Source organism: Agromyces sp. NPDC057865, from assembly GCF_042796995.1.
Classification (GTDB): Bacteria; Actinomycetota; Actinomycetes; order Actinomycetales; family Microbacteriaceae; genus Agromyces.
Map to the genome: position 1 here is coordinate 501,986 of NZ_JBHVMJ010000001.1, position 23,445 is coordinate 525,430.

A 23,445-nucleotide genomic window follows, 5' to 3' on the forward strand; every position below is an offset into this window, starting at 1 on the left:
GATGGAGCCGATCCGAGTGGGCCTGGTGGCGGACCCGGCTTCGCCGACCGAGGTGGCGCGCCGGATGACGGATCTCGTTCCGCCGGACAGTGAGGACCGCGGTGGCTGGGACATCGAGCTGGTGAGCGAGCCGTTCACGCTGGGGTCCGAGGATGTCGACACCGCGTTGGGACGACTTCGTGCGCTGCGCGACAAGCGCCACTGGGACCTGGTGATCGGGGTGACCGAGCTTCCGCTCCGCGACGACGACGGCCGCTACTTGCTGGCGGCGATCGATCCGCAGCAACAGTCGGCGGTGCTGTCGCTCCCCGCTCTCGGCGGGTACCGTATCCGGAGCCGCGCCCGACACGCCGTGCAAGGGCTCGTCAGCGGCATGGCCGAACCCGCCTCGCCCGACGAGCAGCGCCTGCCGCTCCCCGGTCTCAGTGGTCGTGCGCGAGTGCTGCTGGGCATGGTGCTCGCCAACCGTCCGTGGCGTCTCGCGGCAGGGCTCAAGTCCGCGCTCGTGGCGGCTCTGGCGACCGGTGCGGTGGCGACCATCGAGCCCACGTTCTGGCTGCTCGCCGCCTCCCTGTCGTGGTGGCGCCTCTGGGTCGCGACCTTCGCCTCCATCGCGATCGTCGTCGCCTGGATCGTGATCGACGGTGAACTGTGGGACCGGCCCGACGACGATTCCGCGCAGGCTCGGGAACGGTCCCGTCTCTACAACACCTCGACACTGCTGACGCTGACGGTGGGGGTCGTCATCTGCTATCTGGCGCTGTACGTCGTGAACCTGGTCTGGGCGCTGTTCGTCCTGGACCCGGCCGTGATGGGCGGATCGCTCGGCACGTCCTTCGGCTACGACGACCTGTTCGTGCTCACCTGGCTCGTCGCGTCCGTGGCCACCCTCGGCGGTGCCCTGGGCACGGGCCTGGAGTCGGACGAAGCGATCCGCGCCGCGGCGTACTCGAAACGCGAAGAGGAGCGCCGCGCCCGCCTGGCAGACGAGCGGGCCTAGGAAGTCCGCCGATGGGACGACCGGGAGATGGTTGACCAGGGCGAATTCACGGAGAGCCGATGACGGGAATCGAACCCGCGCTGTCTGCTTGGGAAGCAGAAGTTCTACCATTGAACTACATCGGCATGCGACATCCGTGGATGCAGCGTTGACCATCGTAGCAAGTGCGGGCCCCGTTCTCGCGCCCTCGGCGACCGGCGGAACGAGGCGGCCAGGCTCGCTAGGCTGGCGTGCATGCTGCTCTCGGATCGTGACATCAGGGCGGAGCTCGAACGCGAGCGCATCCGGCTGGAGCCGTACGAGCCCGGGATGATCCAGCCGTCGTCGATCGACGTGCGACTCGACCGCTACTTCCGGCTCTTCGACAACCACAAGTACCCGTTCATCGACCCCGCCGAGGACCAGCCCGAGCTGACCCACCTCATCGAGGTGCGCCCCGAGGAGCCGTTCATCCTGCACCCGGGCGAGTTCGTGCTGGCGTCCACGTTCGAGGCCGTCACGCTGCCCGACGACGTGGCGGCGCGCCTCGAGGGCAAGAGCTCGCTCGGTCGGCTCGGCCTGCTCACGCACTCGACGGCCGGCTTCATCGACCCCGGGTTCACGGGTCACGTCACGCTCGAGCTGAGCAACGTCGCGACGCTGCCGATCAAGCTCTGGCCCGGCATGAAGATCGGGCAGATGTGCTTCTTCCGGCTCTCGTCGCCGGCCGAGAAGCCCTACGGCTCCGCGGATTACTCGAGCCGCTACCAGGGGCAGCGCGGGCCGACGGCGTCGCGATCGTTCCAGAACTTCCACCGGACCGACGTCGGGGTGACCGAGGCGGGGTCCGCGGGTCGCTGAGGGATGCCGCGTCCTCCGCTGACGGCAGGCGCCCACTGTCCCGAGCCGTCTGCGCCCTCGTCTCCGTGAAGGTACGATGACCACGATGCCCGCGTTGTCGTCGCGGGCATGGCGGGAGGGGGAACGGTGCCCGAGGTGATCCTCGCCCACGACTACCTTCTGCAGGTGGGCGGAGCGGAGCGCGTCGTGGCCGAGTGGGCCGCCGGATTCGGCGCGCGGCGCGTCGTGACGCTGGCGCACGCCCCCGCATCGACCTTCGACGAGTTCCGCGACCTCGACGTGCGTGCCACCATCCCGGGTGCGTTCGCGAACCAGGTCGAGTGGATGCTTCCGGCACTGCCGTCGATCGCCGCGCGCACCACCGTCGACGGGGGCGATGTCGCGCTCGTCTCGAGCAGCGGCTGGGCGCACCGGTTCCAGTTCGAGATCCCGCACGTCGTCTACGTGCACAGCCCGGCGCGCTGGCTCTACGCGGCCGACGACTACCGGATGCGCCTCAATCCGGTGCGACGGGCGGGCCTGACGCTCAGTACGCCGCTGCTCAAGCGAGGCGACCTCGACGCGATGCATCGTGCCGGGGCGGTGGTCGCGAACTCGGCGGTCACGCAGGAGCGCATCCGCACCTGGTACGGCATCGAGTCGATCGTCGTGCACCCACCTGTCCAGCCCGTGGCGCCGGTCGCGATCCGGCCGGATCGGGAACTCCCCGCCGAGTTCGCCGTGATCGTCGCGCGCGACCGCGGCTACAAGAACGTCGGCCTCGCGGTGGCGGCCGCACAGCTCGCCGGCCTGCCCATCGTGGTCGCCGGATCGGGATCGCACGCGCTCGACGAGCCCGAGTCGGGCGTCTTCGGCCTCGGGCGGATCAGCGACGCCGAGCTCTGCTGGGTGTACCGCAACGCGGCCGTCGTGATCGGCGCCGGGCGCGAGGACTTCGGCCTCACCGTCGTCGAGGCGGCACTCGAGGGCACGCCGGCGGCGACCGTTGCGGCCGGCGGGTACCTCGAGACCGTGAGCCCCGGGATCAACGGCTTCCACGCGGCATCCGAGACGCCCGAGGCCCTCGCGGAGGCGATCCTGCTCGCGCGCCGTCTCGATGCCGACGCGTGTCGGGCCTGGGGTCGCTCCTTCGGGCGCGACGATCACGTCGCTCGGCTCTCCGACGTGATCGAAGCGGTGGTGCAGCGGGCGTGAGCGAGTCGCGGGTGAGCGTCCCGCTCCCGGTGCGCCTGCGCTTCGGACACGCGGCCGTGCAGCACCTCGCCGACTCGATCCGGGTCGACCTGCTCCACATCAAGGGCGCCGCCGTCGATCCCTCGCTGCGCCCGCCCGAGATGCACGGCACCGACGTCGACGTGCTCGTGCGGCCGGCGCACTTCGCCGCGCTCGACCGTGCGATGCGGGCTCACGGATGGCGGTTGCACACCACGTTCTTCTCGGGGTCGCCGTTCGGCCATGCGCAGACCTACCTGCACGACGTGTGGGGCTACATCGACGTCCACCGCTTCTTCCCGGGCGTGCGGCTCCGCCCCGACGCCGCGTTCGAGCGGTTGTGGGCCGACCGCGGCGTTGTCGAGATCGCGGGCATCGGATGCCCCGTGCCGAGCACCGTGGCGCAATCGCTGCTGCTCATTCTCAACGTGGCCCGCGCTCGCGGCTCTAATCCGGGCGATCTCGACGCCGCGTGGCATCGGGCGAGCCCCGAGCGCCGGGAGGAGATCGAGTCGCTCGTGGCCGACCTCGACGCGCACGTCGGCTTCGCGGCGGCCGTCGGCGACCTCGACGAGTATCGCGGGGAACGCGACTTCCGGCTGTGGAAGGCCGTCTCCTCCGGGGGTACGCGCTCCGAGGAGTGGTGGGGACGTGTTCGCGCCGCGCCCACGTGGTCCGAAGCGGTGGGCATCGTGGTGCGGGCGCCGCTCGTGAACGTGGACCACCTCGAGTACCGGCTCGGCCGGCCGCCCACCCGGGGCGAGATCGTGGTCGAGTTCGTCGCCCGACCCGCGAGGGCGGTCGGCGAGGCGTGGCGTGGCGTGCGACGGCGGGGGGCGGCGCGATGAGCCGCCTGCGTCCCGCGCCGGGCGTCGCCGTGGTCGAGGAGGGTGACGTCGTCTATGCGGCACCGGTGCCGGACGGCCAGATCGCGGTGCTCGACGGGGGCGCCGCTGCGATCTGGGTCGCCGCCCGCGCCGGCGAGCGGGACTCGATCGCCGAGCGCGTCGCCGAGCTGACCGGCGCACCGCTGTCGGCGGTGCAGGGCGAGGTCGAGCGCATCGTCGACGATCTCGTGCGACGAGGGCTTCTCGTCGCCGACCCCGAGGATGCCCCGGCCTGACGCCGTTGCACCCCCGCCGGATGCCGAGCGCTCCTCACCCTGCGATACTGGAGCGGATTTCAGGAAGGGCACGGCCATGGGTTCCACGAGCTTGCGCGCGGAGTTGTGGCGCGAGCGGCTCGCCGACTGGTGGGCCGGACTCTGGCGATGGGTGCTGCTCGCCGGAGCCGCCGCGGCCGCGGCCTACATCGTGCTCAACCAGGGTCTCGAGAACGCGACGGTGACGGCCTTCGCCCTCGCCGGTCTCGTCATCGGCGCGGTGCTCACCCCGTCGGTGCCGCTGGCCATCGCCCTCATGTCGATGCCCGCGCTCTTCATCGTGCAGCGCGTCGGCCTGGGTGCGGGCGACCTCTCGGTGTCGGACTTCGCGCTCGCCGCGGCGTTCGGGTGCGCAGTGCTGCTCGGCAAGCGCCCCTACAGCCGGTCGCTCCGAGCGCTGCTCTGGTTCAACCTCTTCTACCAGTTCACGACGCTGTTCACCGTCATCGTGAACCCCTATGCGGCGAACACGTTCGAGTGGGTGCACGCCTGGCTGCTCGTATCGGGTGCCCTCATCGTGGGGTGGGCCCTCGGCGCGGCCGGGTACGCGCGACTGGCGCTCTCCCTCCTCGTGGTGACCGCGTGCGCCATCGCCCTGCTCACGGTGATCCAGGGCGGACTCCAGTACGTGACGGGCAATTTCAGTCCCGTCTACATCACCTGGCCGTTCGGGATGCACAAGAACTTCATCGGCACGGCCCTCGCCTTCGCCGCCGTGGTGGTGTACGTGAACCCCGACTGGGTGGGGTGGAACCGCACGCTCGCCAGGTGGACGCTGGCCCTTCTCGTCGTGGCCATCCTCATGACGCAGTCGCGTCAGGCGCTGGTCGGGCTGATCCTCGCCGTCGTCGTGGTCGTCATCCGGCGCAAGGTCACCGGCCGATCCCGCCTCGTGCTGCTCCTGCTCATCCCCGCGGCGTGGCTGATCGCGACCATGATCGCCGACCAGGTCGCCTCGCAGAACGAGTTCAACTCCGTCTTCCAGCGGCTGAACTGGTTCCGCGAGGTCTTCCACTACTGGCGCGAGTCGCCGATCTTCGGCCACGGCCTCCGGTACTGGTACAACGACGCGACGGTGCCCTTCCAGCCGCCGCAGGCGGAGATGGAGGTACTCGCCTCCGCCGGGATCATCGGGCTCATCGGCTTCATCGTGATGTGGATCGGCGTGCTCGTGGTGCTCTGGCGCGTCGATCCGCGCTACGGCACGATCGCGGTCGCGGTCGTGCTGAGTCGCATCGTGCAGGGCCAGTTCGACCTCTTCTGGATCGCGGCCCAGGTCTCGATCCCGTTCGTGATCGCGGGCATCTGCCTCGGCGCGCTGGATCGCGAGGAGCAGAGCATGACGGGCGAGCCGGATGCCGCGGCGTCACGGCGCCCGGGGGCATCCGTGCGCCCGCCGTCGCGAGCCGCGACCTCGTGGAAGGCGACCCGCTAGAACGCGACCAGCAGCCCGGCCTCGACGAGGTCGGCGATCGCCGCGCTCACCACGGCCGACGGGTCGACGCCCTCGGGCGGCGTGGGCAGCTGCCGCACCGCGGCCGCCGTGATCTCGGCCTCGGTCGAGTCGTTCGCGGCGAGCCACACGATCGGGCCGATGCCATCGAGCACGGTCACGCTGCCCGGCACGAGCACGAGGAGCTGGTCGTCGACCATCAGCGCGTCGCGGTGGGTGGCCCGTCGGAACGTGCCGGCAGGGCCGTCGCCGCGCGGCTGCGGGGCATCGGGGTACTGCTCGGGCAGCAGGTGCTTGAAGCAGTCGCAGTCTCGCTCGGGCGTGGCGACCTCGGTGAGGCGCGGGTCGTCCTCGACGGACGGGTTCGCGAGGATCTGGTCGACGAGGCTCGGGAGCGTGTCGGCCTCGGCGTAGACGGCCCGTCGCACGCCGCCCGTCGAGACGACGAGCTCGGCGAGCGTGCGGAGCGGATTCTCCAGCTCGGGGAGGAAGCTCGTCTGGGGGACGAGCTCGGCCAGCACCTCGGTCAGCGGGACGTGCTCGAGGGTCGGCTCCGCGGCGTCGGGCTGACGGTCGAGGAGGGCGATCGCGGCGAGCCGGAGCGGGGCCTCGGCGGCCGGCTTCAGGCCGAGGGCCGTCGCCCCCTCGGTGCGCTTGTGCCCGGGGCGCTGGCCGAGTGACAGCGGCTTGGGGTACGGGACGACGGTGCCGTCGGGGCGCACCGCGAGGGTCTCGTCCGTGACGTAGCCGAACGCCGTTCCCAGCGCCCGCGACGCGGTCGTCTTGCCACGACCCGACGGGCCGACGAAGCCGACGACGCGACCGTCGTCGAGCGAGATGCCCGCCGCGTGCAGCATGAGCGCCTGGCCGCGGAGCTCCGTGATGCCCTGATGCGTGATCTCGGTGGCGATGAGGTCGGCGAGGATCTCGGCGGACGGTGCGACGACGGTCGGCGCGTCGTCCTCCGCGAGCATGCCCGAGACGCCCGCGCTGATGGTGCGGAGGGGCGCGTCGCCGTCGTCGACGATGAGGTCGGACCACTGTGCGGCGATGGTCTGCTGCTCGTCGGCGCTCAGGCTGTCGTCGAGCTCGATCCGGACCGTCGAGGAGAGAGCGCGCACATCAAAGGCAGTTGGCATACCATGGAGCCTACTCACAGACGGTCAGCCGCGCCGCGGCCGGAATGGCCGAACGCACCACGGAGGTGGCATGGAGTTCCGCGACTACCTGCGTGGCCTGCGCCGGCACTGGGTCGCCATCGTCCTCATGACGATGGTCGGCGTCGCCGCCGGTTATGGCTGGACGCTGTTGCAGACCCCGGTGTACACCGCCGGAGCCAGCGGTTACGTCGCGGCGAAGCAGAGCGAGGACGTGAGCCTCTCGACGGTGGGCGACGGGCTCGCCCGCTCCCGCGTGCAGTCGTATCTCGATATCGCCGGTTGGCGTTCCGTCGCGGAGAACGCGATCGACGAGCTCGGCCTCGACACGACCCCCGAGGCCCTCGTGGGCCGCGTGACCGTCACCAATCCGACCGACACGGTGATCATGAAGATCAGCGCCGAGGCATCGACGCCCGAGGATGCTCGCAACCTCGCCGAGGCGTGGATCCGGGCGATGATCATCGAGATCGACCAGATCGAGGGCGACGGCTCCGAGGGATCGGCGGCGGTGACGGTCATCCCCGGAGACTCGGCGTCGCTGCCCACCAGTCCCACGTTCCCCGACCTCCAGACCGCCCTCCTCGTGGGCGGCATCCTCGGCTTCGGGTTCGGTGTCGCGTTCGCGCTCATCCGCACCGTGTCCGACCGTCGCATCCGCACGGCCGAGGACGCCGAGCAGAAGACGGGCGTTGCGGTCGTCGGCACGATCCCCGTGGCGCCCGGCCTCGACGCCGCGACGCGGCTCGTCGACCCGTCGGCGCCGAGCGGGGGCAAGGGCGGCACGTTCGCCGTCACCGAGGCGCTGCGCGCCCTGCGAACGAACCTCCAGTTCATGGACGTCGACCACCCGCCGAAGACCATCGTCGTCACGAGCCCGCTCCCGGGCGACGGCAAGTCGACGATCGCGTGCAACCTCGCGCTGACCCTCGCAGCCGCGGGCACCACCGTCGTGCTCGTCGACGGCGACCTCCGCCGGTCGACGGTCGCCAAGACCATGGGCCTGCCCGACGGCGCCGGCCTGAGCGACGTGCTGGCCGGACGCGCGGCGCTCTCCGAGGTGCTGCAGCGCACGCCCAAGTCGAACAACCTCCTCGTGCTCGCGGCCGGCAGCACGCCGCCGAACCCGAGCGAGGTGCTCGGCTCCGAGCGCATGCACACGCTCATCGCCGACCTCACCAAGCACGCGACCGTCATCATCGACGCGCCGCCGCTCCTGCCCGTCACCGACGGCGCCGTGCTCACACACCAGGCCGACGGAGCGCTCGTCGTGGTCACGCTCGGCAAGACCACCCACGACCTGCTCACCAAGGCGCTCGACACGCTCTACAAGGCGCGCGGTCGGGCGCTCGGCATCGTCCTCAACAAGGCGCCGCTCCGCGGCGTCGACGCCTCGCCGTACTCCTACGAGTACCGCCGCGAGTACGCGAAGGACGACGCCGGCGCGGCCGAGGTGCCCGTCGTTCCGGCCGGCACGGTCGTGCCCGACAGCGCGAGCGAGCTCGTCGAGGAGGCCACGGCGCACTCGGGTCGTCGCGGTCGTCGCGGCTGAGCCGCGTGGCCCGCGGAACGGACATGGGCGGCGCGGGACATCCTGAGCCCGAGCGGACGACGACCCCGGAGCGGTCGTCGAGGATCGCGCTCGTCGCCTCCTCCGCCTACCCCAATCCGGGTGGCGTCGAGCAGCACGTCCGGCACGTCGCCCGCGAGCTGACCGCGCGTGGTCACGCGGTCGAGGTGTGGACCGTCGCGCGCGACGGCGTCCCGAGCCGAGACCTCGTCGACGGCGTACCCGTGAGGTGGCTGCCCGCCCCGCTCCCGGCCAGATCGGCGGGGGCGCTCGCCGGCTTCGCACGTCGGGTTCCGCAGGCGTGGGGCCTGTGGGCCGAGGCCGTCCGGAGCTTCCGGCCGAGCCTCCTGCACGTCCAGTGCTTCGGACCGAACGGCGTGTACGCCGCGGCGCTCAGCCGTCGGTTCCGGATCCCGATGGCGGTCAGCTCGCACGGCGAGACCTTCATGGACGAGGACGACGTGTTCGGGCAGTCGGCACTGCTGCGGTCGGGGCTCCGAACGGCCATCGCGCGGTCCGAGTTCGTGACCGGCTGCTCCGAGTACACGCTCGCCGACCTCCGCGCCCGGTTCGGCCTCGAGGGCGGACACGTCGTGCTCAACGGCGTCGATCCGCTCGATGGCCCCTCGGTCGCCGCCTCCTCGGGTGTCGACCCCGCGGATGCCGCGGGCACGGCGCCGAGCGCCGAGCCGACGGTGTTCGCCGTCGGGCGGCTCGTCCGCGTGAAGGGCTTCGACCTGCTGCTCGAGGCGTTCGCGCGCGCCTCGGTCCCCGACGGCACGCGCCTGGTGGTCGGCGGCGACGGCGCAGAGCGCACTGCCCTCGAGGCATCCGCGGATCGTCTCGGGGTGGCCGACCGCGTTCGTTTCCTCGGCCGCCTCGACCCGCCCGAGGTGGCCCGTGCCATGGCGTCGGCGTCGCTCCTCGTCGTGCCGAGCCGGGTGGAGGCGTTCGGGATCGTGGTGCTCGAGGGATGGCGCGCCGGGCTGCCCGTGATCGCGACCGACCACGGCGGCCCTGCGGAGTTCGTCGCGCACCTGCACGACGGGTACCTCGTCGATCCCGAGCACCCCGACGCGCTCGCACGCGCACTCGAGGAGGTGCTCGGCGACGCCGGCCTCGCCGACCGGCTGGGCGCTGCGGGTGCCGAACGCGTGGCGGCGTTCACGTGGGGGGCCACAGTCGATGCCTACGAGCGGCTCTATCGCGAGCGGGTGGCGCTCCCGGGCACCCTGACGGTGCGATGACGGCCCCCGACGCCGGCGCCCGGCGGCTGCGCATCGCCATGGTGTCGAACTACCTGCCGAGCGACAGCAAGATGGGCGTCGGCTACCAGGCCCACGCGATGGCGACCGAGCTGGCGCGACGCGGCCACGAGGTCGTCATGTTCAGCCCGAGCAGTGCCGTCGAGGGCGCAGAGTACGCCCATCGCGCCGTGCCGGTCATCGGGTCGTTGCGCACCTTCAGGTTCGCGCTCGCGCTGCGCGAGCAGGACTTCTCGGGGTTCGACGTGATCCACGCCCACGGCGACGACTACTGGCTCTGGCGGCGGCGCGCACCCGTGCACGTGCGCACCATGCACGGGTCGTGCTTCGAGGAGGCGTTGCGCATCAGGGGCGCGAAGGAACGGCTCCGGATGCTGCTGCTCGGCGTCACCGAGACCCTCGCCACGCTCGTGGCCGATCGCACCGTGCTCGTCTCGCCGGGGACCCGCCGATGGATGCCCTGGGTCTCGACCGTCGTGCCGAACGGCGTCGACATCGATCGCCTCGCGACGCGGGTCCCGAAGGCGGAGCGGCCGACCGTCCTGTTCGTCGGCACCTGGGGGGCGCGGAAGCGGGGCTCGTTGCTGGCCGAGGCCTTCCTGCGCGACGTGGTCCCGCGCGTGCCCGACGCCGAGCTGCGGATGGTCACGCGCGACGCGCCCGCCGACCTCCCGCCGACCGTGCGCGCACTCGGGCGGCTCGACGACGCCGAACTCGCAGAGGAGTACGGCCGGGCGTGGGTGTTCTGCCTGCCGTCGACCTACGAGGGCTTCGGCATCCCCTACGCGGAGGCGATGGCCGCGGGCGTGCCGGTCGTCGCGACCCCCAACATCGGCGCCCGGTTCGTCACCGACGGCGGTCGGGCCGGTGTCCTCGTGGCGCCCGAATCGCTCGGACTCGCCATCGCGGACGTGCTGTCGGACCCCGAGCGCCGGACGGCCCTCGGGGAGGCCGGACTCCGCCGCGCGGCCGCATTCGACCTCCGCCGCGTCGTCGACGCCTACGAGCGGATCTACCGCGACGGGCTCGGCCGACGCGCCACACGCCGTCGCCGCCGCTAGACTCCATCGTGCCCGAGCCGAGGAGACCCTGATGACGCGTCCGACGGTTTCCGTCGTCATCGCGACCTTCCAGCGCGCCGCGTTCGTCGACGAATGCCTCACGCACCTGGAGCGCCAGACGGTGCGCCCCGCGCGGACCGTCGTCGTCGACGCCTCGCCCGACACCGCGACCCGCGACGTCGTGGCGCGGCATCCGGGCGTCGAGTACCGCAGGAACGAGCGCGGCATCGGCACCACGGCCACCAGCCGGGCCATCGGCGTCGCCGACCTGGAGGAGGACGTCGTCGCCTTCCTCGACGACGACGCGTTCGCGGAGCCGAACTGGCTCGAGGAGCTCCTGAAGCCGTACGACGACCCCGCCGTCGCCGCGGTCGGCGGCAGGGCCCTCAACGGCCAGCCCGGCGAGGATCGCGAGGGACTCGGCCAGATCGGCCTGCTCCTGCCCGACGGCCGGCTCACGGGCTTCTTCGCGGCCGATCCCGGACGCGTGCTCGACGTCGACCACATGCTCGGTGCCAACATGTCCGTCCGGATGCCGGTGGTCCGCGAGCTCGGCGGCATCCGCGATCTCTACCCCGGCACCTGCCTCCGCGAGGAGACCGACATCGCGCTGCGCATGCGGCGCGCCGGCCTTCGGGTCGCCTACACGCCGTTCGCCGTCGTGCGGCACGTCGCGGGCGTCTACGCGAAGGGCCGTCGCTTCGACACCCGCTACCGCTACTACGGCGCACGGAACCACGTCGTGCTGCTCGCGACGACGCTCGGGTACCGCGACCCGCACTTCCGGAGCTGGATGCGGACGGCGGCCCGGCAGGTGGGCCGGAACGTCGTCGACGGCGTTCGCTCGGTGCGGGATCCCGACCGCCCGGACCTGCGTTCCAAGGCGCGTGGGATCGCGGGCGGCGGCTGGCGTGCGGTCGTGGACACGGTCGGCACGGCGGCGGGCGTGGTCGCCAGCGCCCGCGACGTCGCGCGCCTGCGCCGGGCCTCGGGCGGCGCAGCGGGATGACCGCCGGGCCGAGCGTCGACGTGGTGGTGGCGACGCACCGGCTGCTGCCCTTCCTCGCCGTCGCCCTGGAGTCGGTCCGCGACCAGACCTGGCTGGACCGGCGGATCATCGTCGTCGACGACGGTTGCGCCGACCCCGAGGCCGTCGAGCGCGTGGCGGGTCCCGAAGCCATCGTGCTGCACCGGCGGAACGGCGGCCAGGCTGCCGCCCGGAACTCGGGGATCGACGCCGGGGACGGCGAGCTGGTCGCCTTCCTCGACGACGACGATGTGTGGCCGCCGGGGCGCCTCGAGCAGCTCGTCGGCGTGCTCGCGGCGAGGCCCGACGCGCTCGCCGCCTTCGGCGACGGCCGCTACGTCGACGCCGACGGACGACCGTTCGGCTCCTGGGCGACGGCGGACGCCTCGCGCGAGGACTTCCTCAGCGGCGCGACGCCGATCCCGCGGATCACCACGATGGTGGTGCGACGCGACGCGCTCGCCCGCACGGGCCCGTTCGACACGACGTTCCGGCTGGCCGAGGACGACGAGTTCATCCTGCGGATGCTGCGGCTCGGTCCCATGGCGAGCTCGGGGACCGTCGTGGTCGACTACCGGCGGCACGACGACAACATCACCCGTGCCGATTGGCGCACCCGCTACGCGGCGAGCGTGCGCGCCATCCGGGTGAACATCGACGCCGCGACGACCGCGGGGGACGAGCGGAGCGTCGAGCTGCTGCGCCGGAACCTGCGCCGCTACCGGTCGATGATGGCCGCGGGGGCCCCGGCTCGGATCGGCGAGCAGGTCCGCGGTCGAGACGTCGGGGGTGCGGTCGCGGAGGTCCGGGACGCCCTTCGCATCTCGCCGAGCGGCTTCGCCCGGGGCGCGTTCGAGACGGTCGCGAGCCGCCTGCGGCTCACGTCTCCTGGTACGTGAAGTCGCAGAGCACGGTGCCGTGGCTCCACGCGTCCTCGGTCGCCGACTCGGGGTACGGCAGGGTGGGGAGCACCTCGAATGCCGCAGCACCCTCCCAGGCGTCCATGACGCCCGTGGCGCACAGGAAAACGTCGACCGAATAGCGCCCGGGACGCAGCATGAGGTCCTCGATCCCGAGCACGAGCTCGTGCGGCACCTCGGGGTCGAGCCACGTGCCCACGAGCCGCGAGTCGCACTGCACGACTGTGACTCCGTTGGCGTCGGTGACGTGGCAGGAGACGTAATACTGGCCGATCTCCGACGGTCCGCTCGGGACCTCGATCGTGACCTGCTTGCGCTCGGCCGAGGCGTACGTCGGCTTCGAGACGGTCACGGCGTCGGCGCGCAGCTGCCCCGAACCGGGGCGGCGGGATGCCTCGAGCTGCGCCTGCGCGTGGTCGTCGAACGTGTCGCGGTAGCGCTGCATCGCGGTCTCGACATCGCCCTGGTAGGCCAGCTCGCCGGCCTGCAGGAAGAGCGCGGACGTGCACAGGTTCATCACGGTGTGCATCTGGTGGCTGACGAACAGGACCGTGCGACCGTCGGCGGCCGCGTCGCGCATCTTCGCGATCGACTTGCGCTGGAACTCGGCGTCGCCGACCGCCAGCACCTCGTCGATCGCGAGGATCTCGGTGTCGAGGTGCGCCGCGACGGCGAAGGCCAGTCGCACGTACATGCCCGAGGAGTAGCGCTTGACGGGCGTGTCGAGGAACCGCTCGATGCCCGCGAACTCGACGATCTCGTCGAATCGGCGCTTGATCTCGCGGTGGCGCATGCCGAGCAGGGTGCCGTTGAGGAAGATGTTCTCGCGTCCGGTGAGCTCGGGGTGGAACCCGGTGCCGACCTCGAGCAGGCTGCCGACGCGGCCGTTGAGCACGATGCGTCCGGTCGTGGGCGCGGTGATGCGGGTGAGGAGCTTGAGCAGCGTGGACTTGCCGGCGCCGTTGCGGCCGATGATGCCGACGGCCTCGCCCTGCGGGATCTCGAAGTCGAGCGCATGGAGAGCGTCGAAGAGCTCCACCTCGGGGCGTCGAAAGGGTCGGCGGAGGAACTCGACCATCGCCTCGGTGGCGCGGCTGCTGCGATGCTGGTGGCTGATGCGGTAGGTCTTCGAGAGGTTCGAGACCGAAATCGCGGTGCCGTTGGCCATACGATCCCTCGTGCTCGGTGGGTGGCCGGGCTGCCCGGCCACGGCGACTCATACGCTAACATCCGCGCCATGACACCCGAACACGGGGTGCCGAGGATATGACTGAGGATTGCTTCTGCTCTAGAGTTGGCTCCTGAAAACCGATACTCTCAGCCCGAGAGTTGCAAACTCACAGCATTCACCCGAATAGCGGTCGCGCTCAGGCGGCCGCCTCCAGTCCACAGCCCAGGAGAAGCACGCCATGAGCGACCTCGATCTCGAAGAGAAGAAGCCGGGCGTCAGCCGACGCACGGTCGCCAAGGCGATGGCGTGGTCCGTGCCCGCAGTCGCCCTCGCCGTTCCGGCTCCGGCCTACGCCGCGAGCCCCTGTACGCCCGTCCCGTCGTTCGGCGGCCAGAGCTGCAAGTGCCCCGGTGGTTCCACCGGCGTCAAGTTCGGCTACATCCTGCAGATCTGCGTCACGGTCGGCAACCAGTGCGCGCTTCCTCCGGGCGGGCTCATCGCGACGATCACGGGCATCGTCAACAACTCGAACAAGCCGCTCACCCCGCTCACGCCGGGTGTCAGCTACCCCTTCAACGTGCCGGTCACGGTCGCCCCGAACTGCGGCGGCACCGCGATCCTGTTCGACTCCGAGAGCTCGGCTTCGACGCTCATCGTCTCGTACACCATCGGTGGCGGGCCCACCCAGACGATCTCGCTGCCGGCTCCGCCCGACTGCGCGACCAACTGCAGCGGCCCCGCCTGATCCTTCAGTGCGTCGGAAGGCCCGGTCGATCTCGACCGGGCCTTCTGCATGCGCTGGAACGCCCGAGCGCCGACCGTCAGATCAGGTCGGCGAACGAGCGCTCGTTGCGCTGGAACACGATCGAGCCGGCGAGGAAGACGCCGAGACTGACGACGACCGCGCCGATGAGCTGCCACGTAGGCGGCATCGCGGTGCCGAGCATCGAGAACCGCCAGAGCTCCATGAGCCACGAGAGCGGGTTCGCGAGGAACAGCGGCTCGAGGCCCGCGGGCACCGCCTCGAGCGAGTACGCCACGGGCGTGGCGAAGAGCGCGATCTGGATGATCCACGGGAGCACGTAGGCGACGTCGCGGTAGCGCACCATCCATGCGGAGGCGGCGAGCCCGATGCCGAGTCCGAGCAGCACGAAGAGCAGCACCCAGATCGGCATGAGGAGCACGCCCCATCCGGGATTCACGCCGAAGACGATGAGCAGCACGATGCCGAGCCCGAGGCCGACGACGAAGTCGAGCAGCGCGGCCATGACGGTCGAGATCGGCACTAGCATCCGTGGGAAGAAGACCTTAGACACGAGCGCCTGGTTGGCGACGAGCGATGGCGCGGAACGGCTCACGATGCTGCTGAAGAGGGTCCACGCGAGCATGCTGATGAACGTGAACAGGAAGTAGGGGATGCCCCCGGTCGGCAGGCCCGCCACGCCGCCGAAGATGATCGAGAAGATGCCCGCCGCGGCGAGGGGCTGGATCAACACCCAGATGACGCCGATCGCGGTCTGGCGGTAACGCAGCACCACGTCGCGCTGGCCGAATCGCAGGGCGACCTCTCGGGCCTCCCAGAGCTCGTGCCAATGCGGCAGCGCGAAGCGGCCGGGAGGGGTGATCACCGTGGGTCGCATGCGGGTCCGTCTCGAGAGGTGACCCGCCGATCGGAGGGACCCTCGAATGCTACCGGCCCGTCGCCCGTAGCATGTGGTCGTGCCCGACCTCATCCACGTCATCACCCCGGGCGACCACTACTCGCCGCGAACGGGCTCGGCGACGTCGACGGTCGCGCACGGGCTCTCGGCCGCCGCACAGCGCGACGGGTGGGGCTACCGGCCGTTCGTGGTGCTGGATGCCTCGACGATGCGTCCGCGGTACGACAGCGCTACGCCCATCGAATACGACGGCGTACCCGGCCCGTCGCGGCGCGAGCGGCTCGCGGATGTCGCGCTGGGGCGCGTCGGGCTGCCCCGCCGCGCGGCGGCGCGGTACTTCCGCCCCGCCGCCGACGCGATCGCCGAGCGGAAGCCCGCGATCGTGCTGGCCCACAACGCGCCCGTCCTGGCGTGGCTCCTGCGCGATACACCCCATCGCGTCGTGCTCTACGCGCACAACGACCTGCTCGGCACGTACACGAAGTCGGAGGCGGCGCGCATGCTCGGCGGGGTGGCTGCGATCGTCGCGGTCAGCGATTCGTTGGCGGCACAACTCGCACGTTCCCTGCCGCGCCCTCTCGTTGACCGGTTGCATGTCGTGCGCAACGGCGTGGACTGCGAGGTCTTCACGCCGGCGCCTGGGCCGAGGAGCGTCGGTCCGCTCCGGATCCTCTTCCTCGGACGCATGATCTCCGACAAGGGTCCCGACGTGCTGCTTCGTGCGGCGGCCATGCTCGGCCGAGACGATCTGGAGTTCGCGTTCGTAGGCAGCGTGGGGTTCGACCGGAACGCCGCAGCGTCGCCCTACGAGGTCGAGCTCCGCCGCCTCGCCGCGGACGCCGGTCCGAACGTCACGTTCGAGCCCTTCGTCGACCGGGCATCCGTCCCCGAGATCTTCCGCGGCGCCGACGTGTTCGTCGTGCCGTCACGCTGGGCGGACCCGTGCCCGCTCACGGCGGGCGAGGGCCTCGCGAGCGGGCTCGCGGTGGTGGCGAGCCGCATCGGCGGCATCCCCGAGGTCGTCGGCTCTGCTGGCCGCTATGTGTCGCCCGACGACCCCGACGCGCTCGCCGCGGCCATCGCCGAGCTCGTGGACGACCCGGCCCTCCGGCAGCGGCTCGGGGCGGCGGCGCGGCAGCGCGCCCTCGAGCACGACTGGTCGTGGGCGTGGGCGAACCTGCGGGCCGTGCTCGACAGGCTCTGAGACGCGTCAGGGCGCTTGCTGACGGACGGTGAAGGTCCCGGACGCGTTCAGGTCGCTGCGGGGTCCTCCGCGCGGCCCAACCGCGCCAGCACCTCGCCCATCGCGCGCGCCCGCTCGGCCCAGTCGGCCACGGGCCCGTCCGCGCCGGCAGGGAAGGTCGTCGTCGCCGGCACGGCCGCTGCGACCGCCGCCGCGAACCCCGCGCCATCCGCGATCGTGATGCGCGGGTCGACCACGTCACGGAAGCCGGCGACCGGGGTCGAGACCACCGGGCGACCGACGGCCTGGTACTCGTAGAGCTTGATCGGGTCGAGGCTGTCGGTGAACGCGTCGACCACATGCGGCACGACGAGCACGTCGGCGTGCTGGAGGTAGCCGATCACCTCATCGCGGCGGCGCGGGCCGAGCAGGCGCGCGCCGGAGGCCTCGAGCCGCCGCACATCGTCGGCGCCGAGGAGGTTCGGGCCGACGAGCACGAGCCTCCCCGTCGCGCCGAGCGCCCGCGCAGTGGCCTCGCACAGGTCGACGTCGATGCGGTCGGCGTGCACGGTGCCGAGGTAGAGCGCGACCGGCCCCGCCGGAAGGTCGGACGGGCGCGGCCGGGGCCGGCGATACGCGTCGACGTCGACCGCGTTCGGGATGAGCACGACGGGCCGCTGCTCGCCCTTGCGCCGGGCCAGCTCGGGTGAGCACACGACGACCTCGCGCGCGAGACGGAAGAGCGTCGCCTCGTTCGCCGCCGTCCGCTGCAGCTCGGCCGCCGGCCGGTCGGCCGCGAGCCAGTCGTCGGTGACGTCGTAGAGCGACGGCCACCCCGACCGCTCGGCGAGCGGCGCCATGCCGGGGTCGTTGATCCAGAGCAGCGGATGCCGCATCCCCAGCCTGCGGGCGGCACGCATGATCGACCGGGCGAGCCGGTCGTCGGCGCGACGGTCGAGCCGCCGCGGAAGCCATTTCACCGGACGCACCGAGTGCAGCCGCCCGGGCGCCACGCCCGCGACCTCCCGGATGCCCCGCCCGAATCGCGGCCGGCGGCGTGACAGCAGGTCGTGCGTGGGATCGGCCGGCGGCTCGACGAACAGCACGCGGAGTTCGGGGTCCGCCGCGAGCAGTCCGGCGACGAGGTGCTGGTTCCGACGCCACACGTCGTCCCAACGCTCCAGCGACGCCACCACGAGCTCGGTCACAGCACCTCCCGGTAGACGGCCTCGGTCCCGTCGGCCTGCGCGCGGGTCGAGAAGGCCTGTTGCTGGCGGACGCGCTCCGCGGCCCCGAGGTCGGCGCGCCCCCGCTCGTCACCCGCGAGCGCTCGAAGCCGTCGCGCGGCGTCGTCCGCGTCGTCGGCCGCGAACAGGGTGCGCTCGTCGAGGTCCTCGAGCAGCTCCACGTGTCCGCCCGCCGCGGCGGCCACGACGGGGAGGCCGCCCGCCATGGCCTCGAGCACCGTGAGCCCGAGCCCCTCGAGCGGGCACGGGGCGATGAGGATGCCCGCCCGGTCCATGACCGCGGGCAGGTCGGACCGGAATCCCGAGAATCGCACGACCTCCGCCAGGCCCAGCTCGCGGGCCAGCGCGTGCACCGCATCCCGTTCCGACCCGTCGCCGGCCACCTCGAGCGTCCAGCCGTCGGCGGCGAGGCCGGATGCGGCGAAGGCGCGGATGCCGACGTGCGTGTGCTTCTCGGGCTCGAGCCGCTGCGCGATGAGCACAGTGGGGTCACGCGGGCGGCCGTCGCCGAGCGGACGCGGGTCGACGCCGGTGTGCACCACCGTGCTGGGCCGGTCGACGGATGCCGCGACGGCGGCGCTGATCGAGACCTCGGCGTCGATGCGGTGGCGCACGAGCGCGTCGATCGGCACCGGGCCGAGGCGCCCGCGGGGCTGCGCGAAGTGGCGCGTGGACACGAGCGCGGGCCGACGACGCCCGGTCAGCGCGATGACGGCGGCGACATCGGCCGCGGTCATGTGCGTGTTCACGACGTCGACCTTAGCGGCACGTGGACGCACCGCGCGCTGCACCTCGACGGTGCGTGCAGCGGGCACGTGTTCGACGCCCGCTGCGTCGAGGTCGGGCCGCATCCGCTCGGCCGCGCCGCCGATGACGGCCACGTCGTGGCCGTCGGCCGCCTGCGCGAGCGCGAGGCGCAGCACGAACTGCTCGACGCCGGCGAACCCGTCGGACCGGACGGCGTGCAGGATCCGCAGTGGGGCCTTCACGCGCGCGCCTCGCGCTCGGCTCGGAGGGACTCCACGAGCTCGAGGTAGCGCCGGGCGATCTCGGGCCACGAGTACTGCTCGGCGGTCGCCCTGGCGGCCGCACGCAGCGCCGTGAGGTCGCTCCGGTCGAGCTCGTCCAGTCGATCGCCGACGGATGCCGCGTTCCGGTCGACGAGGTGGCCGTTCTCGCCGTCGCGCACGAGGTCGGGAGCGAACCCGACCCGCGTCGCCACGACCGGCAGGCCGCAGGCGAGCGCCTCGAGCAGCACGAGCGCATTCGCCTCGTAGGCGCTCGGCAGCACGAGGGTGTCGGCGGCCCAGAGGAACGGCACCGGATCGTCGTGCGTGCCGACGAAGCGCACGCGGTCGGCGACGCCGAGCTCGCGCGCCTCCGACTCGGCGCGGCGGATCATGTCGGGGCTGCCGCCGACGACCACGAGCGTGACGCCGACGGCGCGCGGCAGGCCCTCGATCACGAGCGGAAGCCCCTTGCGCTCGTACTCGTGGCCGACGAACACGGCGACCGTGCGGTCGTCGTCGATCCGGATCGCCGTGCGCGCCTGCGAGCGCTCCGCGGCGTCGGGCGGGCGGAACCGCTCCACGTCGACGCCGTTCGGGATGACGTGGATGGGCGCACGGACGCGACCGTAGGTCTCGACCAGGAGCTCCGCCTCCGCGGACGTGAGGGCGACGATCGCGCGGTGCGTGCGACCCCGATACCGGATGCGGTCGCGGATCGCCGTGAACAGGTGCACGGGATTGCGCACCATGCGCCAGGCGTAGTTGCCGCGCGCCCGCATCGCCGCCTGCAGGAGTCCGTGGTTGACGTAGACGTCGCCCGCCAGGACGTCGTTGTGGCAGATCGAGACGGCGTCGGGACGCTGGGCGAGGAATCGGCGCGCCCGCCGCGTGCCGACCGTGCTGAACCAGACCACGTTGCGGGCGCCCTCGAGGTGGTTCCCGATCGTCGTGTGCCCGGTCGAGCGACGCGGGCGCTTGCCGGCCTCGTGCAGCGTGAACCGTTCGACGGTCGCGCCCGCGGCCGCGAACTCCCGTTCGAGCGCATACGCGACGCCGGCCACGCCGCTGCCCGGCCGGATCGTGGGGACGATCTGCACGATGCGGGTCATCCGGCCGCCCTGGCCTCTGCGCTGCCGGGCGCACCGCGCTCGGTCGTCGCTGCACGCTCGGCGAGCAGCTCCTCGGCGAGGGCGAGGTAGCGCTCGGCGGTCGCGCGCCACGAGTGGCCCTCCACGCTGGCCCGGGCTCGCCGGCCGAACGCGGCGAGCTCCTCCTCCTCGAGCCCGGCGAGCTCCTCCAGGCGCTCGCCCACGGCCCGCGCATCGCGGTCGACGAGGTAGCCGTTGTCGCCGTCCACCACGATCTCGGGAGCGTAGCCGACCCGGGTCGTCACGACGGGCAGCCCGCTCGCGAGCGCCTCGAGCACCACGAGCGCGTTCGCCTCGTAGGCGCTGGGCAGCACGAACACGTCGGATGCCGCGAGGAACGGCGCGAGGTCGTGTCGGGGCCCGACGAACAGCACGCGGTCGCCGACGCCGAGCTCCTGCGCGGACGCGTTGGCCTCGGCGATGATGTCGTCGGAGCCGCCCACGATGAGCAGCAGCACCGACGGCGCGAAGCGCAGTCCCTCGATGGCGTAGCGCAGTCCCTTGCGGTGGAACTCGTGGCCCACGAACACCGCCACTCGCTCCTCGGTGCCGAGCCCGAGCGCGCTCCGAGCCTCGACTCGCTCGTCGGGGGTCGGTGGCCGGAAGCGCTCGAGGTCGACCCCGTTCGGGATCTCGACCAGGCGCGGGCGGACACGCCCGTACGCGTCGCGCAGCTCCGCGACATCCTGCCGCGACAGCACGACCACCGCCCGGTGGGTGCGACCGCGGTACCGCGCGCGGTCGCGCAGGTGGATGTAGATGTGGAACGGGTTGCGCACCATGAGCCACGCGGGGTTGCCGCGTGCCCGCATCGACCCGAGGATCACGCCGTGGTTCACGTAGACGTCGCCCGCCATGACGTCGTTGTGGCAGATGGAGACGGCGTCGGGCCGTTCGGCCAGGAAGCGACGTGCGCGTGTCGTGCCGAACGTGCTGAACCAGACCACCCGCCAGCCGCGCGCGAATCGCCGCAGCAGCTTGGCACGGGGCCAGTGCAGCGGTCGCCCCTGCCGCGCGTCGTCGAACGTGTAGCGCTCGACCGTCGCGCCGAGGGCGATGAGCTGCTGCTCGAGGTTGAACGCGACGCCGGCGACGCCCGAGCCGGGGCCGATGAACGGCACGATCTGCACGATATGGGTCATCCGATGGTTCCGTCCGCCGGCTCGAGGTACCTGGCCTCCACGCGGACGGGTCCGAGACGATAGAGCGCCGCGCGCTTGCGGGCGGCCCGGCCGCGCTCGCCGGGGAGCGCGATCGACCGGGCCATGGAGCCGATCCACTGGGCCGTGCGGGCGGACTGCCAGCCGAGCGATCCGTGGTGCTTGCGGAGGTAGCGCTCGAGCGAGGCGTGGAAGTGCGCCTCTCGTCGCGCGGGGTCGCTGCTCGTGCCGGCGCCGGCGTGCACCGCCCGCGCGGCGGGGACCTCCGCGTGGCGCCACCCCAGGCGGTGGGCGCGGTACGCCCAGTCGGTCTCCTCGGCGTACAGGAAGAAGCCCTCGTCCAGTCCGCCGACCTGGTCGAGCGCCTCGGCGCGCAGGAGGAGCACCGAGCCGATGACGAACGTCGGCCCACGGCGGAGCCGTGCGAGCCCCAGCGCCTCGAGCCAGGTGGCGGTCGGCGACGGGTAGCGCCACTCCACCTGCGCGGGCGCGCCCTGCTCGTCGACCTGGGAGGGGCCGACGCTCGCGAGGTCGGGCGCGGCCAGCAGTGCCGCGTGCAGTACGTCGGTGTCGGCGCGGGAGATCACGGCGTCGGGGTTGACGAGCAGCACGTCGTCGCCCGGACGGAGCCGGTCGGCAAGCGCGACGTTCACCCCGGCGGCGAACCCCGCGTTGCGGCCCGGGTCGAGGTAACGCACCCCGAGCTGGGCGCACAGCGCGGCGATCTCGGGCAGCGACGAGTTGTCGACGACCGTGACGGGCAGGCCCGCCAGCGGCTCGAGCGCCCGCCGGAGGAGCTCGGGTGCGCCGTACGCCACGACGACGACCTCGAGGCCGCGCTCGGCGTCTCCAGGCCCACCGGGCGAGCCCGCGGGCGCCACGGCTTCGGAGCCGTGCAGCACCGACCGGTACAGGTCGAGGTAGGCGCGGCCCACCTCGCTCCAGTCGCAGGATGCCGCGCGCTCGCGTCCGAGCGCCCCCAACTCGTCGGCGCGCGGGCCGGCCGCCTCCGCGAGCGCTGTGGCGAGGGCGTCGGCGTCGCCCACCGGGACGACGAGGCCCGCCCCGCCGACGACGTCGGGCAGCGCGCCCGCATCGCTGGAGACGACGGGTACGCCGCACGCCATCGCCTCGATCGCGACGCGACCGAACTGCTCCGTCCAGGTCGGCGTCGGGAGCGAGGGCACGGCGAGCACGTCGATCGAACGGTAGAAGCCGGGCACGTCCTCGGGCGCGAGCGCGCCGAGCAGTTCGACGCGGTCGCGGAGACCGCGTCGCGTCAGGATCTCGGGCAGGTCGTCGGCCATCGGGCCCCCGCCGGCGATGCGTGCGTGCAGCCGTCGGTCGCGCGCCATCGCGTCGAACAGCACGCCGAGTCCCTTCTCGGCGACGAGGCGGCCGGCGAAGCCCACGATGATGCGGTCGGCGTCGTCGGGGGGATCCGTCGCGGCATCCGCCGGCCTGGCACTGAATCGCTCGAAGTCGATGCCGAGCGGGATGACGCGAGCGCGGCCGGCGAAGCCCTTCGCCTCGGCGATGCGCGCGGCATCCGTGTTGCAGGCCGAGATGCCCGACGCGGTGCGCAGCGCGTGCCGTTCGAGCCAGCGGAACGGGATCGGGTAGCGCTTCTGCAGGTTCTGGGCCGTGTAGAGCACGACGGGCGCGTGGTTGCCGCGGAGGGCGCGGAGCAGCAGGAGTTCCGCGGTCGCGAGCGAGAACGGCTCCTCGTGCACGTCGATGACGTCCCAGTGCTCGCCGAGGCGGCGCCAGAGCGGGCGGGGGTCGTAGAGGAACAGGGCGGGATGGCGCCCGATCGTGGCCACCCCGTCGACGTTCTCGCCGGGGCGTGGGTGCAGGTCCACCAGGGCGCCGCCCTCGGGCCACGTCCGGGCGCTCAGGAGGGAGACATCGACCCCGAGGCTCGCGAGGGACCGCTCCCGGCCGCGCCACTCGCCGACGACGGCGCTGTGCGATACCCTCAGCGCGCGCACACCGCCCCCTCCACGTAGACTGCCTCTGACAGTTACAAGATATCCGTGCGTGCACGCGACCACCCATCGTCGGCCGCAAACGGATCGAGTGCCCTAGCCGGCCCGAAGCTTGGGGGAAGAACAGTGGTCGACGACGCCTGCACTGTGCTTGCCGCGAGACCCGGTGGAACCGCCGGGCCGATCGCAGCGCGCCGTCGTGCCCAGGAT

General features: G+C 72.3%; 21 protein-coding genes and 1 tRNA gene. 13 read left to right on the forward strand and 9 right to left on the reverse strand.

Going from position 1 to position 23,445, the window contains the following annotated elements; all coding sequences use genetic code 11:
• Position 1 precedes the first annotated feature (1 nt).
• Positions 2-1,000, forward strand: a complete 999-nt coding sequence (locus ACFVN5_RS02305) for a hypothetical protein (RefSeq protein ID WP_376953007.1) — start codon at positions 2-4, stop codon at positions 998-1,000.
• A 54-nt stretch (positions 1,001-1,054) separates the two neighbouring features.
• Here ACFVN5_RS02305 and ACFVN5_RS02310 read toward each other — a convergent pair.
• Positions 1,055-1,125 (reverse strand) — tRNA-Gly (locus ACFVN5_RS02310).
• Between the two features lie 109 nt (positions 1,126-1,234).
• Here ACFVN5_RS02310 and dcd point away from each other — a divergent pair.
• The 5 genes from dcd (at position 1,235) to ACFVN5_RS02335 (ending at position 5,649) form a co-directional block, all read left to right on the forward strand.
• Positions 1,235-1,840 (forward strand): dCTP deaminase, encoded by a 606-nt coding sequence (gene dcd / locus ACFVN5_RS02315; RefSeq protein ID WP_376953008.1) that lies wholly within the window; start codon positions 1,235-1,237, stop codon positions 1,838-1,840.
• A gap of 126 nt (positions 1,841-1,966) precedes the next feature.
• Positions 1,967-3,034: a glycosyltransferase gene (locus ACFVN5_RS02320; RefSeq protein ID WP_376953009.1), complete on the forward strand. Its 1,068-nt coding sequence runs from the start codon at positions 1,967-1,969 to the stop codon at positions 3,032-3,034.
• Positions 3,035-3,045: 11 nt separating this feature from the next.
• Positions 3,046-3,900: a nucleotidyltransferase family protein gene (locus ACFVN5_RS02325; protein ID WP_376953010.1), complete on the forward strand. Its 855-nt coding sequence runs from the start codon at positions 3,046-3,048 to the stop codon at positions 3,898-3,900.
• Complete coding sequence (locus tag ACFVN5_RS02330; protein WP_376953011.1) at positions 3,897-4,175, forward strand: PqqD family peptide modification chaperone; 279 nt, start codon at positions 3,897-3,899, stop codon at positions 4,173-4,175. Before ACFVN5_RS02325 ends, ACFVN5_RS02330 begins: the two co-directional genes overlap by 4 nt.
• A gap of 76 nt (positions 4,176-4,251) precedes the next feature.
• Positions 4,252-5,649, forward strand: coding sequence for an O-antigen ligase family protein (locus ACFVN5_RS02335; protein WP_376953012.1), 1,398 nt, complete (start codon positions 4,252-4,254; stop codon positions 5,647-5,649).
• Here ACFVN5_RS02335 and ACFVN5_RS02340 read toward each other — a convergent pair.
• Entirely contained in the window at positions 5,646-6,806 is a 1,161-nt protein-coding gene (locus ACFVN5_RS02340) for a hypothetical protein (RefSeq protein WP_376953013.1), read from the reverse strand. The genes ACFVN5_RS02335 and ACFVN5_RS02340 overlap by 4 nt on opposite strands.
• A gap of 70 nt (positions 6,807-6,876) precedes the next feature.
• Between ACFVN5_RS02340 and ACFVN5_RS02345 the strand changes: the two genes are divergently transcribed.
• The 5 genes from ACFVN5_RS02345 to ACFVN5_RS02365 are packed head-to-tail and all read left to right on the forward strand — an operon-like array spanning position 6,877 to position 12,646.
• A complete protein-coding gene (locus ACFVN5_RS02345; protein WP_376953014.1) occupies positions 6,877-8,376 on the forward strand; it encodes a polysaccharide biosynthesis tyrosine autokinase in 1,500 nt (499 codons plus the stop codon).
• Positions 8,377-8,381: 5 nt separating this feature from the next.
• A complete protein-coding gene (locus ACFVN5_RS02350; RefSeq protein ID WP_376953015.1) occupies positions 8,382-9,641 on the forward strand; it encodes a glycosyltransferase family 4 protein in 1,260 nt (419 codons plus the stop codon).
• The gene (locus ACFVN5_RS02355) at positions 9,638-10,720 is read left to right on the forward strand and encodes a glycosyltransferase family 4 protein (protein ID WP_376953016.1); all 1,083 of its coding nucleotides are present in this window, start codon (positions 9,638-9,640) and stop codon (positions 10,718-10,720) included. Before ACFVN5_RS02350 ends, ACFVN5_RS02355 begins: the two co-directional genes overlap by 4 nt.
• A 31-nt stretch (positions 10,721-10,751) precedes the next feature.
• Positions 10,752-11,729 (forward strand): glycosyltransferase family 2 protein, encoded by a 978-nt coding sequence (locus ACFVN5_RS02360; RefSeq protein WP_376953017.1) that lies wholly within the window; start codon positions 10,752-10,754, stop codon positions 11,727-11,729.
• Positions 11,726-12,646 carry a glycosyltransferase family 2 protein gene (locus tag ACFVN5_RS02365; protein WP_376953018.1) on the forward strand — a complete coding sequence of 307 codons (921 nt, stop codon included), beginning with the start codon at positions 11,726-11,728 and terminating at the stop codon, positions 12,644-12,646. Before ACFVN5_RS02360 ends, ACFVN5_RS02365 begins: the two co-directional genes overlap by 4 nt.
• On the opposite strand, the gene ACFVN5_RS02370 is transcribed toward ACFVN5_RS02365, so the two are convergent.
• On the reverse strand, positions 12,627-13,835 hold the full coding sequence (locus tag ACFVN5_RS02370; RefSeq protein WP_376953019.1) for a polysaccharide ABC transporter ATP-binding protein: 1,209 nt from the start codon (positions 13,833-13,835) through the stop codon (positions 12,627-12,629). The two genes, ACFVN5_RS02365 and ACFVN5_RS02370, sit on opposite strands and share 20 nt — an antisense overlap.
• Positions 13,836-14,076: 241 nt before the next feature.
• Between ACFVN5_RS02370 and ACFVN5_RS02375 the strand changes: the two genes are divergently transcribed.
• On the forward strand, positions 14,077-14,583 hold the full coding sequence (locus tag ACFVN5_RS02375) for a hypothetical protein (RefSeq protein WP_376953020.1): 507 nt from the start codon (positions 14,077-14,079) through the stop codon (positions 14,581-14,583).
• A 76-nt stretch (positions 14,584-14,659) separates the two neighbouring features.
• On the opposite strand, the gene ACFVN5_RS02380 is transcribed toward ACFVN5_RS02375, so the two are convergent.
• The gene (locus tag ACFVN5_RS02380; RefSeq protein ID WP_376953021.1) at positions 14,660-15,478 is read right to left on the reverse strand and encodes an ABC transporter permease; all 819 of its coding nucleotides are present in this window, start codon (positions 15,476-15,478) and stop codon (positions 14,660-14,662) included.
• A 79-nt stretch (positions 15,479-15,557) separates the two neighbouring features.
• Here ACFVN5_RS02380 and ACFVN5_RS02385 point away from each other — a divergent pair, with 79 nt between their 5' ends.
• Positions 15,558-16,703: a glycosyltransferase family 4 protein gene (locus tag ACFVN5_RS02385; protein ID WP_376953022.1), complete on the forward strand. Its 1,146-nt coding sequence runs from the start codon at positions 15,558-15,560 to the stop codon at positions 16,701-16,703.
• 47 nt (positions 16,704-16,750) lie between these two features.
• Here ACFVN5_RS02385 and ACFVN5_RS02390 read toward each other — a convergent pair whose 3' ends face one another.
• From ACFVN5_RS02390 to ACFVN5_RS02410, 5 genes are read right to left on the reverse strand one after another with little or no spacing between them, the layout of a single operon-like run.
• Complete coding sequence (locus ACFVN5_RS02390; RefSeq protein WP_376953023.1) at positions 16,751-17,890, reverse strand: glycosyltransferase; 1,140 nt, start codon at positions 17,888-17,890, stop codon at positions 16,751-16,753.
• Entirely contained in the window at positions 17,887-18,918 is a 1,032-nt protein-coding gene (locus tag ACFVN5_RS02395; RefSeq protein WP_376953024.1) for a glycosyltransferase, read from the reverse strand. The genes ACFVN5_RS02390 and ACFVN5_RS02395 overlap by 4 nt, the downstream gene beginning before the upstream one ends.
• On the reverse strand, positions 18,915-20,048 hold the full coding sequence (locus tag ACFVN5_RS02400) for a glycosyltransferase family 4 protein (RefSeq protein ID WP_376953025.1): 1,134 nt from the start codon (positions 20,046-20,048) through the stop codon (positions 18,915-18,917). The genes ACFVN5_RS02395 and ACFVN5_RS02400 overlap by 4 nt, the downstream gene beginning before the upstream one ends.
• On the reverse strand, positions 20,045-21,229 hold the full coding sequence (locus tag ACFVN5_RS02405) for a glycosyltransferase family 4 protein (protein WP_376953026.1): 1,185 nt from the start codon (positions 21,227-21,229) through the stop codon (positions 20,045-20,047). The genes ACFVN5_RS02400 and ACFVN5_RS02405 overlap by 4 nt, the downstream gene beginning before the upstream one ends.
• Positions 21,226-23,238: a glycosyltransferase gene (locus ACFVN5_RS02410; RefSeq protein WP_376953027.1), complete on the reverse strand. Its 2,013-nt coding sequence runs from the start codon at positions 23,236-23,238 to the stop codon at positions 21,226-21,228. The genes ACFVN5_RS02405 and ACFVN5_RS02410 overlap by 4 nt, the downstream gene beginning before the upstream one ends.
• Between the last annotated feature and the right edge of the window lie 207 nt (positions 23,239-23,445).